The 15,646-nt window shown below is 60.9% G+C and carries 11 protein-coding genes; 7 read left to right on the top strand and 4 right to left on the bottom strand.

Annotated features, from left to right (window positions below):
• The first annotated feature begins 68 nt into the window (after positions 1 to 68).
• Genes HDF09_RS03845 through HDF09_RS03840 form a run of 3 tightly spaced genes read left to right on the top strand, consistent with a single transcriptional unit; the run spans position 69 to position 5,809 of the window.
• Complete coding sequence (locus HDF09_RS03845; protein ID WP_183761676.1) at positions 69 to 4,889, top strand: Lhr family helicase; 4,821 nt, start codon at positions 69 to 71, stop codon at positions 4,887 to 4,889.
• Entirely contained in the window at positions 4,882 to 5,253 is a 372-nt protein-coding gene (locus tag HDF09_RS20625) for a DNA-formamidopyrimidine glycosylase family protein (RefSeq protein ID WP_260180908.1), read from the top strand. Before HDF09_RS03845 ends, HDF09_RS20625 begins: the two co-directional genes overlap by 8 nt.
• The gene (locus HDF09_RS03840; protein ID WP_260180907.1) at positions 5,144 to 5,809 is read left to right on the top strand and encodes an Fpg/Nei family DNA glycosylase; all 666 of its coding nucleotides are present in this window, start codon (positions 5,144 to 5,146) and stop codon (positions 5,807 to 5,809) included. The genes HDF09_RS20625 and HDF09_RS03840 overlap by 110 nt, the downstream gene beginning before the upstream one ends.
• Positions 5,810 to 5,823: 14 nt before the next feature.
• Here HDF09_RS03840 and HDF09_RS03835 read toward each other — a convergent pair whose 3' ends face one another.
• Together HDF09_RS03835 and HDF09_RS03830 are read right to left on the bottom strand one after the other, a co-directional pair.
• On the bottom strand, positions 5,824 to 8,433 hold the full coding sequence (locus HDF09_RS03835; protein WP_183761673.1) for a transglycosylase domain-containing protein: 2,610 nt from the start codon (positions 8,431 to 8,433) through the stop codon (positions 5,824 to 5,826).
• Positions 8,434 to 8,453: 20 nt separating this feature from the next.
• Positions 8,454 to 10,253, bottom strand: coding sequence for a proline--tRNA ligase (locus HDF09_RS03830; RefSeq protein WP_183763302.1), 1,800 nt, complete (start codon positions 10,251 to 10,253; stop codon positions 8,454 to 8,456).
• Between the two features lie 308 nt (positions 10,254 to 10,561).
• On the opposite strand from HDF09_RS03830, the gene HDF09_RS03825 reads away from it, so the two are divergent.
• Positions 10,562 to 11,299: a Crp/Fnr family transcriptional regulator gene (locus tag HDF09_RS03825; protein WP_183761670.1), complete on the top strand. Its 738-nt coding sequence runs from the start codon at positions 10,562 to 10,564 to the stop codon at positions 11,297 to 11,299.
• Positions 11,300 to 11,324: 25 nt separating this feature from the next.
• Here the strand turns inward: HDF09_RS03825 and HDF09_RS03820 are convergent, their stop codons facing one another.
• On the bottom strand, positions 11,325 to 12,326 hold the full coding sequence (locus HDF09_RS03820) for a KpsF/GutQ family sugar-phosphate isomerase (RefSeq protein WP_183761668.1): 1,002 nt from the start codon (positions 12,324 to 12,326) through the stop codon (positions 11,325 to 11,327).
• Between the two features lie 188 nt (positions 12,327 to 12,514).
• Between HDF09_RS03820 and HDF09_RS03815 the strand changes: the two genes are divergently transcribed.
• From HDF09_RS03815 to alaC, 3 genes are all read left to right on the top strand, one after another.
• Positions 12,515 to 13,171, top strand: coding sequence for a TlpA family protein disulfide reductase (locus HDF09_RS03815; protein WP_311718597.1), 657 nt, complete (start codon positions 12,515 to 12,517; stop codon positions 13,169 to 13,171).
• Positions 13,168 to 13,671 carry a protein-disulfide reductase DsbD N-terminal domain-containing protein gene (locus HDF09_RS03810; RefSeq protein WP_311718595.1) on the top strand — a complete coding sequence of 168 codons (504 nt, stop codon included), beginning with the start codon at positions 13,168 to 13,170 and terminating at the stop codon, positions 13,669 to 13,671. The genes HDF09_RS03815 and HDF09_RS03810 overlap by 4 nt, the downstream gene beginning before the upstream one ends.
• Before the next feature lie 129 nt (positions 13,672 to 13,800).
• Positions 13,801 to 14,982 (top strand): alanine transaminase, encoded by a 1,182-nt coding sequence (gene alaC, locus HDF09_RS03805; protein ID WP_183761665.1) that lies wholly within the window; start codon positions 13,801 to 13,803, stop codon positions 14,980 to 14,982.
• A gap of 201 nt (positions 14,983 to 15,183) precedes the next feature.
• On the opposite strand, the gene HDF09_RS03800 is transcribed toward alaC, so the two are convergent.
• On the bottom strand, positions 15,184 to 15,576 hold the full coding sequence (locus HDF09_RS03800) for a nuclear transport factor 2 family protein (RefSeq protein WP_183761662.1): 393 nt from the start codon (positions 15,574 to 15,576) through the stop codon (positions 15,184 to 15,186).
• Between the last annotated feature and the right edge of the window lie 70 nt (positions 15,577 to 15,646).

Genomic DNA, 15,646 nt, shown 5'->3' with positions numbered 1-15,646 from the left:
ACCTGAGAGCTTGGGCGCGCATCCAATAGTGTGCGGCAGTTATGCTGCTGAGAGCGCACACTTTGACTATGCCGCCAAAGACTTCTAAGCCGAAGAAGAAAATAATCCCGGAGAAGACGGAGCCGCTGCTGCCTGGGAATCTCGGCGGCGAGGATGCGCTTGCGCTTTTCCATCCGATTACGGCGAGGTGGTTTCGGGCGGTGTTTGATGCGCCGACGGCCCCGCAGGTGGAGGGCTGGCCGGCGATTGCTCGTGGAGAGTCGACGTTGATATTGGCGCCGACAGGCACGGGTAAGACGCTGACAGCGTTTCTGTGGTGTCTCGACAGATTGATGATGCGGACGGCTCCTGAGGCTGAGAGAGGGTGCAGGGTGGTGTATCTTTCGCCGCTCAAGGCGCTGGCGTCGGATGTGGAACGCAATCTTCGATCGCCTCTTGTGGGGATTGCCAACATGGCGAAGCGTGAAGGCGTTGCGGTGCGGATGCCGGAGATCAGTGTGCGCACGGGGGACACTTCGCAGAAGGAGCGTGCGCGGTTTCGGAGGCATCCTGGCGACATTCTGATTACTACTCCGGAGAGTCTGTATCTGTTGCTGACGTCGGAGGCGGGGGAGTCGCTGCGGTCGGTGGAGACCGTGATTGTGGATGAGATTCATGCGCTGGTGCCGAGCAAGCGCGGGGCGCATATGGCGCTGTCGCTGGAGCGGTTGGAGGCGTTGACTGGCAGGAGGCTGCAGCGGATTGGGCTGTCTGCGACGCAGAGGCCGCTTGAGGAGGTAGCGCGTTTTCTTGGTGGTGCGGATACAGCAGGTCAGCAGGTCGGCGAGTCAGCAAGTCAGCGGGTTGTGGGAGAGTCGGCGCTCGAGGCCAGCGGCGTGCTGATGAGTACGGCCAGCGAGGATGGGGTGAGGCCGGATGTTGGCGCGAATGCTCCGCTGTATCGGCCCGTGACGGTGGTGAATGCCGGGGCTAGAAAGTTGCTAGAGCTGAAGGTTGAGGTGCCGGTCGAGGATATGGCGCGGCTGGGGGAGATCGAGGAGCAGCCAAGCGGGCCGGCTTCGCAGGGGCCGAAGAGGACTTCGATCTGGCAGTCGATCCATCCGCGACTGCTGGAGATTATTCAGGGGCGGACCTCGACACTGATCTTTGTGAATGCGCGAAGGGTCGCGGAACGGCTGGCTGGTGCGCTGAATGAGCTTGCCGGAGAGCAGATTGCGCGGGCGCACCATGGCTCGCTTGCGGCTACGCAGAGGACAGAGATTGAGGAGTTGCTGAAGGCGGGACAGATCAAGGCTCTGGTGGCTACGTCCTCGTTGGAGTTGGGAATCGATATGGGGGCGATCGATCTGGTGATTCAGATCGAAGCTCCTCCTTCTGTGGCTAGTGGGATGCAGCGGATTGGAAGAGCGGGGCACCAGGTGGGGGCTCCGTCGCATGGGATTATCTTTCCGAAGTATCGAGCGGATTTGATTGCGTGTGCGGCGGTGACGCGGGCGATGCATGAGGGGCATGTGGAATCGACGCGGTTTCTGCGTAATCCGCTGGATGTGCTGGCGCAGCAGATGGTGGCAGTGATTGCTCATCCACCGTTGAACGTTGCGGATGCGGAGCGGCGCACGAAGCATAAGACGGAGGAGGACGAGAGTCCGGGAATCAGTTACGCGGCGCTGTTTGGGTTGGTGCGGGGTGCGGCTCCGTTTGCGGGGTTGAGCCAGAGTGTCTTCGACGGAGTGCTGGATATGTTGGCGGGGCGGTATCCGTCGGATGAGTTTGCTGAGCTGCGTCCGAGGATTACGTGGGACAGGACGAGGAACTGGATTACGCCGCGCGCTGGGGTGAAGCGAATTGCGATTCTGAACGGCGGGACGATTCCTGATCGCGGGACGTATGGAGTGTTCCTGGCGGGTCAGCGCTCGAAGCCGGTACGGGTGGGTGAGCTGGATGAAGAGATGGTCTTCGAGAGCCGGACGGGAGATACGTTCATTCTTGGGGCTTCGACGTGGCGGATCGACGAGATTACGCACGACCGGGTGTTGGTGACGCCGGCACCGGGGGAGGCTGGGAAGATGCCGTTCTGGCATGGGGATCAGGCTGGAAGGCCGCTGGAGTTTGGACGAAGGATTGGGGCGCTGGTAAGGGAGTTGCGGGATGCTCCGCGGAGCGTGGCGATGGCTCGGCTGACGGCGGAGCATGATCTGGAGCCGGGGGCGGCGGAGAATGTGCTGCGGTACCTGGCGGACCAGGAGCTGGCTACCGTTGTTGTTCCTGACGATCGCAATATCGTGATTGAACGGGTTAGGGATGAACTGGGAGATTGGCGTGTTTGCGTGCTGACTCCGTTTGGCAGTCGAGTGCATGCGCCGTGGGCGATGGCGGTGACGGCGAAGCTCCGTGCGGGGAACGGGCAGGAGGTGGAGACGATGTGGTCGGAGGACGGCTTTGTGCTGCGCTTTCCTGAGACTGAAGAGGCTCCCGCGATTGAACCGATTCTGCTGGAGGCGGAGGAGGCGGCTGAATTGGTGCTGCGGCAGTTGGGGTCGTCAGCTCTGTTTGCGGCGAAGTTTCGCGAGAGCGCGGCGCGGGCGTTGCTGCTGCCGAGGAGGAGAGCGGATGGGCGGACTCCGCTTTGGCAGCAGAGGAAGAGGGCGTATGACCTGCTGAGTGTGGCGAGCCAGTATGCTTCGTTTCCGATTGTGTTGGAGGCTTATCGTGAGTGCCTGCGGGATGTGTTCGATATGCCCGCTCTGATGGAGACGCTGCGGAATATTGGTAGTCGCTCGCTGCGAGTGCATACGGTTGACTCGAGGACGCCTTCGCCGTTTGCTTCGGCGCTGCTGTTTAGTTATGTGGCGAACTACATCTATGACGGGGACGCTCCGCTGGCCGAGAGACGGGCGCAGGCGCTTTCGATTGATCAGGATCAGCTGCGGGAGTTGATGGGGGATGCGGATCTTCGGGAGTTGTTGGATATCAATGCAATTGAGGAGACAGAGGAGCAGCTGCAGTGTGTTGCGGAGGGGTATCGCGCGCGGAATAGGGATGGGGTGCATGATCTGCTGCTGCGGCTTGGCGATCTGACGCGGGAGGAGGTGCGATCTCGATCTGTAACGGATGAGGTTGCAGAAGAGGTTGGGAAGCTGTTGAGGGCGCGACGGGCTCTGGAGGTTCAGATCGCCGGGGAGAAGCGGTTGATTGCGGTGGAGGATGCGGCGCGGTATCGGGATGCGTTGGGCGTGCCGCTGCCGCCGGGGCTGCCGGGTGCGTTTTTGCAGGAGATGCCGGATGCGCTGCTGGACTTGATGAGGAGATTTGCGCGGACGCATGGTCCGTTTACGACGCCTGAGGCTGCTGGGCGTTTTGATCTGCCGATGGAGAGTGTGGAGGCAGTGCTGCAGCGGCTGATTCAGAGCGGCAAGGTGGTGGAGGGTGGATTTCGGCCAGGGGGGATGCATCGAGAGTGGTGCGACAACGAGGTGCTGCGATCGATTCGTCGGAGATCTCTGGCTCGGCTGCGAAAGGAGGTCGAGCCGGTGGAGCAGAGGACGCTGGCGCGGCTCTTCACGAGGTGGCAGGGTGTGGTGCAGCCTCGGCGAGGGCTGGATGCGCTGCTGGACGTGATTGAGAATCTGCAGGGAGCACCGCTGCCGGCTTCGATTCTGGAGACGGAGATTCTGCCGGCACGATTGGTGGGGTACAAGAGTTCGGATCTGGATACGTTGATTGCGGCGGGAGAGGTGGTGTGGGTTGGGTTCGATCCGATTGGGGAGAGAGATGGGCGGATTGGGCTTTATCTTGCGGAGAAGCTGCCGGTGCTTTGGCCGATTGGACGGCAGAAGGAGCGGGGAGTTGGTTCTACTCAGAGCGACGACCCTGCTGCGCTGAATGAGAGGGAGACCGCGATTGTCGAGTATCTGAAGGGGCGCGGGGCTTCGTTCTTTCAGGATCTGCATGATGGTGTTGGCGGCGGATATCCGGGAGAGACGCTCGAGGCTCTTTGGAGTTTGATGTGGCGAGGGATGCTGACCAACGATGGGTTGGCGGCGTTGCGTGCGTACTGCGAGAGGCCGGCGGCGAGTGGGTCGAGGAAGCCAGCCCGAAGGGTGCATCAGCAGACTGGATTTCGTTCGAGAAGGACGACTCCGCCTACGGCGCAGGGGCGATGGGCGTTGAATCCTGCTGCGTTTGCGATGGACAGATCGGCTACGGAGTGGAGTCACGCGATTGCGCAGCAGTTGCTAACGCGATATGGGGTGGTGTTTCGCGAGACGGCGCATGCGGAGAATCTGCCGGGTGGGTTTTCGTCGATCTACGACGTGATGAAGGCGCTGGAGGAGAGTGGGAAGATTCGGCGAGGATACTTTGCGGCGGACCTGGGGGCGACGCAGTTTGCACTGCCGGCTGCGGTGGATCTGCTGCGGTCGCTGAGGGGTTCTAACCAAGGCGACAAGACGGAGATGTTGCAGCTGGCGGCGACCGATCCGGCGAATCCTTATGGGGCTTTGATGCGGTGGCCTGCGGCTGCGGAGGTGGGATCTTTTTTGACGCGGAGCGTTGGGGCTCGGGTGATTCTTTGCGATGGGGCGCTAGTGACTTATCTGCGGCGAGGGAATCCTAATCTGCAAGTGTTTCTGCCGGAGGAGGAGCCGCAGAGATCGCAGGTGGCGCGGAGTCTGGCGGAGTTTCTGGTGTCTCGGGTGCGGGAGCAGGAAGATGCGGATGGACGCGGCGGGATGCTGATTGCGAGTGTGAATGGGATGACGGTGGCGGAGCATTGGATGGCGCGGTTTTTGCTGGATGCGGGGTTTGCGGCGGGAGCTATGGGCTTCAATGTACGGAGAGGATTGCCGCCGCTGCCGGGCGCTCGCGGTGAGGTGAGAGCAAATGCCTGAAGGGGACACCATCTATCGGGCGGCGCGGGCGCTGCAGAAGGCGATTGGGGGCAAGGTGGTGACGGGGTTTGATACCGGGCTGGCTAAGCTAGCTCGGGTGAATGATGATGCTCCGCTGGTAGGTCGGACCGTGGAGAAGGTGGAGTCGCGGGGGAAGTGGTGTCTGATATCTTTCTCGGGCGATTTGATTCTGGTGACGCATATGTTGATGAGCGGGAGCTGGCATCTTTATCGGACGGGCGGAGTAGTGGTGGATGGGAAGGGATCGGATGCGGGTGGTGGTTCGGACGGCGGAATGGGAGGCTGTGGGGTTCAATATTCCGGTGGCAGAGTTTCATACGGCGCGGTCTCTGGAACGAAGTAGCCAGGTGCCGAAGCTGGGGCCTGATATTTTGTCGAATGAGTTTACGGTGGAAGGTGGTGTGGCTCGGTTGGCTGCGTATGGGAGGGAGAATCCTGATGCGGAGATTGCGGTGGTGCTGCTGAATCAGCGAGTGCTGGCGGGATTGGGGAATGTTTATAAGAGCGAGGTGGCGTTTGCGGCGGGGGTCAATCCGTTTCGCGCGATGAGGACGATTACGACACGAGAGATGGAGGTGATGGTTGACGTGTCGCAGAGATACATGAAGGCGAATGTGGCGGACGGGTCTTCTTCTCTAGGAGGCGGGGAGGGGATTGTGACTTACTCGGGCAATCGGCGGACGACACACTCGTCGAATCGCGAGGAGAGGCTGTGGGTGTATGGGCGGCAGGGGCAGGAGTGCCGACGGTGTGGGGCGACGGTGATGATGAGGAAGCAGGGGTTGCAGGCTCGTTCGACTTACTGGTGTCCGGAGTGCCAGCCGTGGGTGGGGATGGGGGAGACCGTCGCTCCGTTGGGAAGGGTGTCTTTGGTGCGACGGGGCAAGATTGGATGTTAGACGGCTGAGGATGACTACTGAGGCGGTGGGGCGGGTTGCTCTTGCTGTTTATCTTTGTCTTTATCTTTGCCGCCGCCGAAGATCTTCTGGAAGAAGTTTTTCTTCTTGGGTGGGGTTGGCTGTTGCGTGGTGTCGGGGGCATTGCCGTCGGGTGGCGTGTTGGGCGGGACGCGGACGATGGGTGCGCCGGTGGTGGGTGGAGGCGTGGTTGTTTCGGATTTGCTGCCGCCTATGCCGAGGATTCTTTGGATGAGGTTCTGGGGGCTTTCGCTCATCTGGCTGCAGGTGTTGATCGGCGCGGTGCCGTCGAGGAAGGCGGCGTAGAGGATGTTGCCGGGGCAGGTGGAGTCGGCGATGAGGTTGGAGGTCTTGTCGATGCGGGCGGTGGTGATGCCTGCGGGCGCGACGAATGGCTTGACGTCGGAGTACTGGGGCAGGAGGATGGCGCGCTTCATGAACTCGGTCCAGATCGGTTCAGCGGCGTGCGCACCTTCGATCTTGACGTCGGTGTAGTCGTCGTTGCCGACCCAGACGATGCAGATGAGGTTGGAGGTGTAACCGGCGAACCAGGCGTCGTGACTGGTTCCGGTCTTGCCGGCGGCGGGTGCGGTGAAGCCATGGCCTCGGACGGCGGCGGCGGTGCCGTAGTTCATCACGCCTTCGAGGAGAGACTGGGTGAGGTAGGCGGCGCGAGGATCCATGACCTGCTTGGCGTCGGGAGAGAAGTCGGAGACGATGTCTCCGCTCGCGTTGCGGACAGAGGCGAGCATCCAGGGGGTGAGGTGGACGCCGTTGTTGGCGAAGACCGTGTAGGCGCCGGCCATGTCGATAGGTGTGGCGTTGTAGGTGCCGATGGCCACTGAAGGAGTGCCGCGCGCGTTAGTGATTCCGGCAGAACGGGCGAGTGCAGCAACGTTGTCGAAACCGACCATCTGGCCCAGCTGAACCGTGGCTGCGTTGAGCGAGTGAGCGAGAGCGTACGCTGCGGTGACGTCGCCCTTATAGCCGCTGATGAGGTTCTTTGGCGTGTAGGTCTGGCGGCCATTGTCGTAGGTGAAGGTGGTTTCTTCGTCGTTGAGCTCGGTGAGTGCGGTGAAGACTCCGCTGCCGCCGGTGTCGCCGTTGCTGAGCGAGAGGCCGTTGAGGGAGCTGTTGTAGGCCGCGGCGTAGACGAAGGGTTTGAAGATGGAGCCGGTGGGGCGCTGGGAGACGGCGTGATTGAGCTGGGAGGCACCGTAGTTGCGGCCGCCGACGAGGGCGAGGATCTGTCCTGTGTGTGGGTTGATGGCCACGAGCGCGACCTGGGGATAGGTGATGGGTCCGGGCTGTTCGCCTTTAGGCGTCTTATGCTGTTTGCGGACGAGCTCGTCGACGTTCTTCATTCCGATCTCGACGGCCTCGGAGGCGGCGCGTTGCAGTTCGGGGTCGAGCGAGGTGTAGATGCGGAGGCTCTGGTGGGCGATGTCCTGGTCGCCGATGTGTTTGACGAGCTGGTCGTGGACGAGGTCGACGAAGTAGGGGGCTTCGCTGGCGTCGATGTTGGGCGGGGCGAGGCGGAGGGGCTCGGCCTTTGCGGTCTGCGCCTGACTGGCGGTGATGGCGCCGGTTTCGACCATGGACTCGAGGACTACGTTGCGGCGCTCCATGGCGCGCTCGGGATGGCGGTAGGGATTGAGTCGAGTGGGCGACTGGATGGTGCCGGCGAGGAGGGCGCACTCGGCGAGGTCGAGCTGCTGGAGATTTTTGCCGAAGAAGGTCTGTGCGGCCTCGCCAAAGCCGTTGATGGCGTAGCTGCCGCGCTGGCCGAGGTTGATCTCGTTGGCGTACATCTCGAAGATCTGCTTCTTGGTAAAGCGGGCTTCGAGCTGGAAGGTGATGAGGATCTCGATCATCTTGCGCTTGATGCGTTTTTCGGGCGAGAGGAAGAGATTTTTTGCGAGCTGCTGGGTGAGCGTGGAACCGCCGCAGGTGCGGTGATGGGTGACGAGGTCGGAGAAGGCGCACTTGGCGATGCGGAGGTAGTTGATGCCGCCGTGGTTGAAGAAGTCACGATCCTCGATGGCAATGACGGCCTGGACCATGCGGGGAGGGATCTCGTTGTAGGAGACGAGGCGGCGCTTGGTGCGGTTCTTGTCTTCGGAGAGGGCGGTGATGAGCTGGGGTTCGAGCTCGTAGGCGCTGAGGGAGACACCGTTTTCGGCGGTGATGCTCTGCACGATGCCGCCGGTGGTGTTGATGGTGGCGCCGTCGGTGTTGTGGTAACTCTCGGGGCCGGGTTTGATGAAGATGTTGTCGGCGTTGAGCTGGTAGGTGCCGAGCTGGGAGTTGGCGTTATAGCCTGCCTGGCGCAGGTCTGCGGCGATGGCGGCGGCGGAGAGCTTTTGTCCGGCGCGGACCTCGCGCGGTGCGGCGTAGATCTGTGAGACGCTGGCGAAGATGGGGCCGGAGGCGATGCGGTCGTCGACGACACGCTGGTAGTGGTAGTAGAAGTAGCCGAAGACACTGCAGCCGACGACCAGAATGGCGAGCAGAGCGATGAGAGCCACCCGCAGAATGTGTGACTCCAGGCCGGAGGCTTTCAGTTTGTTTCGGACGTTGCTGCCGTATTTGAGTTTGACTGGCAAGAGGCTCTTTCGTTGGACGGTTAGAGGCCGGCTGTGGAGAGCGAGTTGTGCAGCGTGGAGGTTATCTGGCCGGATACCTTCGCGGTGACTTCGTTGAGTGCGACGTCTTCGGTGATGCTCCGGAGGCGATCGAGAAATTCTACCTTGCCCTCGGCGACTCCGCGACCGATATTGATTCGATAAGGGATACCGACGAGATCGGCGTCTTTGAACTTGACTCCGGCGCGCTCGTCGCGGTCGTCGAGGAGAACGTCTACGCCTGCGGCTTCGAGGTCTGCGGCGATCTTTTCTCCGGCAGCGAGGAGGGCCTCGTCGCCGATGTTGGTGATGGTGACGACGACCTGGAAGGGAGCGATGGCAGGGTGGAGGGCGTAGGCTTCCCCTTTGTTTGTCGCGGCGGATGCCTCGATCGCGGCGGTGAGGATGCGCTCGATGCCGATGCCGTAACAGCCCATGATCGGAGTGACCTCTTTGCCGTCGCGGTTGAGGACGGAGGCTCCCATACTTGCGGTGTACTTGCGGCCCAGCTTGAAGATGTGGCCGATCTCGACAGCTTTGCCGAGGCGCAGGGGCTGGCCGTCGATGGGGTCGAGCTCGCCTTCGACGATGTTGCGGACGTCGGCGGCGAGGGTGGGCTTGAAGTCGCGCATGGGGGTGACGTTGCGGAGGTGGTACTCCTCCTTGTTGGCTCCGGCGATGAGGTTGGTGCGGCCTTCGAGAGCCTTGTCGAGGATGACGAGGGTGCCGGGTTTTTTGGGATGAGGTGCGGCTTCGAGGCCGATGGGACCGAGGTAGCCTGCGGGGGCCTTGAAGGTGGCTTCGATCTCTTCGGCGACCATGGGGCGGAGTTCTCCGCCGGCGATGGTGAGGAGCTTGGCTTCGTTGAGGGAGTGGTCGCCGCGCAGGAAGACTACGACGGCGCGGAGCTTGCCGAGTTTGGCGTGGTCCGCTTCAGGGAGTTCGACCATGTAGGCCATGGTTTTGATCTGATGGACTGGCGCGAGGTTGAGGAAGGCTCCGACCTCGTCGATGGTGCGCTGGCCGGGGGTGTGGACGAGCTCGGGGAGTCCGTCGCCGGTGGGGGCGAGGCTTTCGACGGAGGCTAGCTGCGAGGTGGCCTTTTCGATGTTGGCGGCGTAGCCGGAGGCGCTGCTGGCGATGAGGTCTTCGCCGGCGTCGGTGTAGACCATGAACTCCTGCGAGGCGGAGCCGCCCATGGCGCCGGAGTCTGCGTCGACGGCGACGAACTGCAGGCCGCAGCGGGTGAAGATGCGGCGGTAGGCTACGTCGTGTTTGTTGTAGGAGACGTCGAGGCCGGCTTCGTCGATGTCGAAGGAGTAGGCGTCCTTCATGAGGAACTGGCGGACGCGAAGGAGACCGGATTTGGGGCGGGGCTCGTCGCGGAATTTGGTCTGGATTTGGTACCAGATTTGGGGGAGCTGCTTGTAGCTGCGGAGCTCGTTACGGGCGATGGAGGTCATGACCTCTTCGTGAGTCATGGCGAGGCAGAGCTCAGCACCCTTGCGGTCTTTGAGGCGGAACATATTTTCGCCCATGCCGGACCAACGGCCGCTGGCCTCCCATATCTCTTTCGGGTTGAGGGCGGGGAGGAGGAACTCCTGACCGATGCGGTTCATCTCCTCGCGCACGATGGCGACGATCTTGTTGACGGAGCGGTTGCCGAGGAAGAGGTAGCTGTAGATGCCGGCGCCCAGCTGGCGGATGTAGCCGGCGCGGAGGAGAAGCTTGTGGCTGGCGACTTCGGCGTCTGCGGGTGCTTCGCGGAGGGTGGGGATGAAGAGTTGCGACCAGCGATGCATTGTCAAAAAGGCACTTTCCGGCCCATCGCATCGAGGCTCGCGTGGGCATTTTAGGATGAGTCTCCATTCTAAACCGGGTCACTTGAGATTTATTTCTGGACGAGGTTTGTTCGGGTTGATGGAGCATGGAATGGGGTTAGGTCTTGATTGTGGCCGCTATGTCGTTCATGTGGCAGACTTTCTAGGTTGATAAAGCGTACAGTCCAATCAATCGCATCTACCTGCCCCTGCATTGTGGGCAACTCGTCTTTGCGGCTAGAGAGGTGACTCTTGTGCAAAGGACGCCAGAGGTGCGAAACAACCACACTATGTCAGAGATACTTCCGCGACCAAGAAATCTCATACTGGCCCAGTTGCCGGATGCCGAGTATGAGGCGTTGGTGAGATTTCTTGTGCCTGTCGAACTGCCTCTGGAGACTCGCCTCTCCGAGCCCAACGAGCCTATCGAGTTCGTCTATTTTTTGAATAGCGGCTTGATTTCGACGGATGCGTTAACCGCGAAGGGCGAATCGGTGGAGGTTGGAGTGATTGGCCGTGAGGGGTTCTCCGGTTTGCCGGCGCTGCTGGATCAGCCGCAGATGTCGCACTCGGTGTTGATGCAGGGAGCGGGCGAGGGACTGCGAATCCGGGCCTCTATTGTGCGCGATCAGTTTTTGAAGGGTGGAGCGTTACGGCGGCTGGTTCATTCGTTCGCTTATCTGCAGCTTGTGCAGACGACTCAGTCGGTGTTGTGTAACCGCATGCACGAGGTGGATGCGAGGCTGGCGCGATGGCTGCTTACCTCTGCCGACAGGATGGAGTCGGAGTCGTTGCATCTGACCCAGGAGTTTCTGGCGCAGATGCTGGGGGTGCAGCGGTCGACGGTGACGGTGGCGGCTGGAGATATGCAGAGGGCCGGAGTCATCGGGTACAGTCGAGGAAAGATCAACATTATGGATCGCCCTGAGCTGATCAAAACAGCTTGCGAGTGCTACAGCATCGTGACTTCTTCGTACGATCGAATTATTAGCAAGACATCGGCTGAAGAGTTGAGTTACGTCGATTAGGAGAAGGACGTGCGGCTCCGCTCGCTCAGGTGAGTTGCAGGGTCCATAGGTCGTGGAGGTGGACGACACCTTCTACCCGGCCGTCTGGGGCTACGACGATGAGTGAGGTGATCTTCTTGTCCTCCATGATGGCCAGGGCCGAGGAGGCCAGGGCACTGCCTGCAATGGTGTGAGGATGTGAGTTCAGGATCTCGGCTGCGGTGTGTTCGAGGGCGTGAGAGCCGTCGCGCTCGAGGAGTCGGCGGAGGTCGCCGTCGGAGATCATGCCGGCAAGGTGGCCGTCTTTGAGGACGGTGGTCATGCCGAGTTTCTTTCGCGACATCTCGTAGATGACCTGCGGCATGGGTGTGGATTCGCCGACTTGTGGGAGGGCATCTCCGGTGTGCATCAGCTCGCGGACACGGGCAAGGCGTCTGCCGATGCGGCCGCCGGGGTGGAGGTCGGCGAAGTCTTCGGGCGTCCATTGGCGGAGGCGGCTTACTTCGAGGGCGAGGGCGTCGCCGAGGGCGAGCATGACGGTGGTGGAGGCGGTGGGTGCGAGGTTGAGGGTGCAGGCTTCCACAGAGACGCCTGCGTCGAGGAAGATGTTGCTGGCCTGGGCGAGGGTTGAGGTGGCGCAGCCGCTGATGGCGATCAGCGTGGTGTTGAGGCGCTTGAGCGTGGGGAGGAGGCGGAGCAGCTCTTCTGTTTCGCCGCTGTAGGAGAGGGCTATCACGATGCCGCCGGGCGCGAGCATGCCGAGATCGCCGTGAATCGCTTCGGCAGCGTGGAGGAAGTGCGCCGGCGTGCCGGTGGAGCGAAAAGTGGCGGCGATCTTGCGCGCGATGATGCCGCTCTTGCCGATGCCGGTGACGATGACGCGGGTCTGATTCGCAGCGGCTTGAAGGAGATGATCGACGGCCTGGGTGAACGGCGCGAGCATCGCGGTGTCGAGGCGGAGGGCGAGCTCGTTGAGAGCGGCTGCCTCGATGCGGACGAACTCGGAGGGACGCGGTGAGTCGGATGGGCTGGAGGCTTTGCTGGACATAGGGACTGAACCATGTCGATGCTAGCAGAGGGATGCGTTGGGGATGCTGGTGTGGGCTTTAGGAGGTTTTCGGCTGAAGCGGCAGTGCAACTTGTGGAGAAGGCTGTCGTTGCATCGTTTACAGGGTCTTTGCGTCTAAACTGAGAGGGTTAGTGTGGCGCGGAGTTTGTGCCGAAAGGATTTCTCACGTGAAGCGGAGTGGATTGGTCTTTGGTGTGATGGTGGTTGGGATTGCGCTGCTGTTGTGGGCGGGATGGCACAATCTGCGCGAGCGGCGGCTTGCGATGCAGCAGGCCCAGGAGAACCACGTGGTTCTTGTGCCTGAGAAGGCGGGATCGGCAGCGCAGACGGATTCGCAGTCTCCTGAAGCGGAAGCGATGCAGATGCGTGGCAAGGTTGCCCCTGGTTTTACGCTTACGACTTTGGATGGCAAGAAGGTTTCGCTGAGCGACTACAAGGGGCGGCCGGTGCTGGTGAACTTCTGGGCGACGTGGTGCGGGCCATGCAAGGTGGAGATGCCGTGGTTTGAAGAGTTTCGCAAGCAGTATGCGGCGCAGGGCTTTGAGATACTCGGACTGGCCGATGACGTGGATGCGGGTAAGGATGCGATTGCGAAGGTGGCGCAGAAGACCGGCGTGACCTATCCCATTTTGCTGACTGATGGGAAGATTCAGAAGGCTTATGGTGGACCGGATGGGATGGACTATCTGCCGATGTCGTTCTACGTCGACAAGAACGGCGTGATCGTCGAAGAGACGGCTGGGCTTGGCAGCAAGGACGAGATCGAGGCGCACATCAAGAAGATAGTTGCTTCGGGAGCGACGGCGGCGGCGGGTGGACAGTGACGCGATCGACGGGATTGACGAGGTTCTTTGCGGGATTGCTGATCGGGTTGCCGGTCGTGTTGGCGGCGCAGCAGGTCGGTAATCTTGATGCTCCTGTGGTGAAGCCGAAGTCGTATGTTGTGTATGGTGCTGAGCCGCAGAGTGTCGCGGCAGGGAAGCGCAGCGTGCTGGAGCTGCACTTTCGCGTGCTGGATGGCTACCATGTGAACTCGCATTCGCCGAAGTCGGAGCTGTTGATTCCGACCAGGATTGAGCTGCAGCCGGCTACGGGGGTGAAGGCTGAGGCGGTTGAGTATCCGTCCGGGACGTCGTACAGCTTTAGCTTCGATCCGACGGAGAAGCTGGATGTTTATTCGGGTGCGTTTACGGTGAAGCTGCCGGTGGTGGCCGAGGCGGGGATGCATACGGTGGATGGGACGCTGCGGTATCAGGCGTGCGATCATGCGGCGTGCTATCCGCCGAAGAGCCTGCCGGTTCAGGTGATCTTCACGGCCAAATAGGTCGTCGTAGTAGCTCGTTGTGGAGCGATCGGAAAAACTTCTGTTGGTAGGCTCGATACGTCTGGCGTTCTTTCTGATGGAGTGGTGGCATCATGGAGGAACAGGACAGACAGGAGCGGGCGGACGGGAATGGAAGAATTTCGAAGGCTGACACGGCTGCCGGCGTATGTATTCAACATCACAAGCGAGCTGAAGGCTGCGGCACGCAAGCGTGGTGAGGACATCATTGATTTCGGGATGGGGAATCCCGACGGCGCGACGCCGAAGCATATCGTCGACAAGCTGATTGAAGCGGCGCAGCGGACGGCTACGCATCGGTACTCGTTGTCGCGTGGCGTTCCTCGACTGCGTCGGGCGATTTGTAACTGGTACAAGCGGCGCTACGATGTGGATCTCGATCCGGAGACCGAGGCGATCGTTACGATCGGTTCGAAGGAGGGGATTGCGCATCTTTGTCTGGCGGTGCTGGATGACGAGGATACCGTCGCTGTGCCGAATCCGAGTTATCCGATTCATATCTTTGGGCCAGTGATTGCGGGTTCGAAGGTGCAGAGCATTCCGATGCGAGGCGGGACTGCGGAGGCGCTGCTGGAGGAGTTGGAGCATGATCTACCACGCATGGAGCCGCGGCCGAAGCTGCTGATTCTGAACTTTCCTTCGAACCCTACGGCGCAGTGTGTGGAGCTTTCGTTCTTTGAGCGAATTGTGGCGCTGTGCAGGGAGTTGGGGATCTACATCGTTCACGATCTGGCCTATGCGGACATTGTGTTTGATGGATATCGTGCTCCGAGCATCCTGGAAGTTGCTGGGGCGAAGGAGATCGCGGTGGAGTTCTTTACGCTCTCGAAGAGTTACAATATGCCGGGTTGGCGGGTGGGCTTCATGGTGGGAAACCCCAAGCTGGTCGCGGCTTTGGGACGCATCAAGAGCTACTTCGACTATGGGACTTTTACGCCGATTCAGGTGGCGGCGATCTGCGCGCTGGATGGGCCGCAGGAGTGTGTGGCGGAGATTCGCGATATTTACAAGGAACGGCGGGATGTTCTGGTGCCGGGGCTGAATAAGCTGGGATGGCCGGTGGAGTTGCCGAAGGCGACCATGTTTGCGTGGGCGCGGATTCCGGAGCAGTATAAAGGGCTTGGATCTATTGAGTTTTCGAAGAAGCTGCTGCTGGAGGCGAAGGTTGCAGTGAGCCCTGGCGTGGGTTTTGGCGAGCATGGGGATGGGCATGTGCGGTTTTCGCTGATTGAAAACGAGGAGCGGACACGGCAGGCGCTGCGGGGGATCAAGCAGATGTTCAAGGCGGGTTGAAGGGTTTTAATCTAGAAAAAAATGGGCCCCGGTGAGAGCCGGGGCTTTTGTTGTTTTACGGGCATTTTTGAGGGGTGTTTTGGAAAAGACGTGGTGTTTGGTGGTGGTTTTTTGTGCTGAAGAACGTGGTGGATTGTGATGAGAACGTGGTGTTTTGCCGCGGCTTTTTTGAAGCGGAAAAATACGCCACGTTTTTGAGATTTATTTTTGGGTTGAAGGTGGATCTGGGGTGGCGGGGATTGGGGTGCCCTGGTGGAAGGTGATCTGCCATTGGCCGTTGACGTGCGTCCAGATGGAGCTGCGCCAGGACTGGCCGATTGGTTCTCCGGCGGCGTTTCGGCGGGTGGCTTTGTAGGTGGCGAGGATGACGTTGGGGGCTAGTTCTCGGGTTTTGAAGTCGGAGAGGAGGGAGGGTGGGCGGGGTGGCTCGTCTTGGAGGTCTTCGAGGATGGCGGCTTTGTCGAAGACTCGGCCTGAGCCTCCGAACTCGAGGAAGTCGTCGGTGAGATGGGCGGCGACTGCTTCGGAGTCGCGGCGGATGGTTGGGTCGAGGAGCCGTTCTTCGAGGGACTTCAGGTGGTCGGCGATGTGCATGATGGGGCTATCTTGGGAGTTTTCGGAGATGGCTGATAGTTTAGCGTGGCTCTGGGGTTCGACTCCCCTG

The organism is Edaphobacter lichenicola (assembly GCF_014201315.1).
Classification (GTDB): Bacteria; Acidobacteriota; Terriglobia; order Terriglobales; family Acidobacteriaceae; genus Edaphobacter; species Edaphobacter lichenicola_B.
This window is presented reverse-complemented; position numbering and strand designations above follow the sequence as displayed.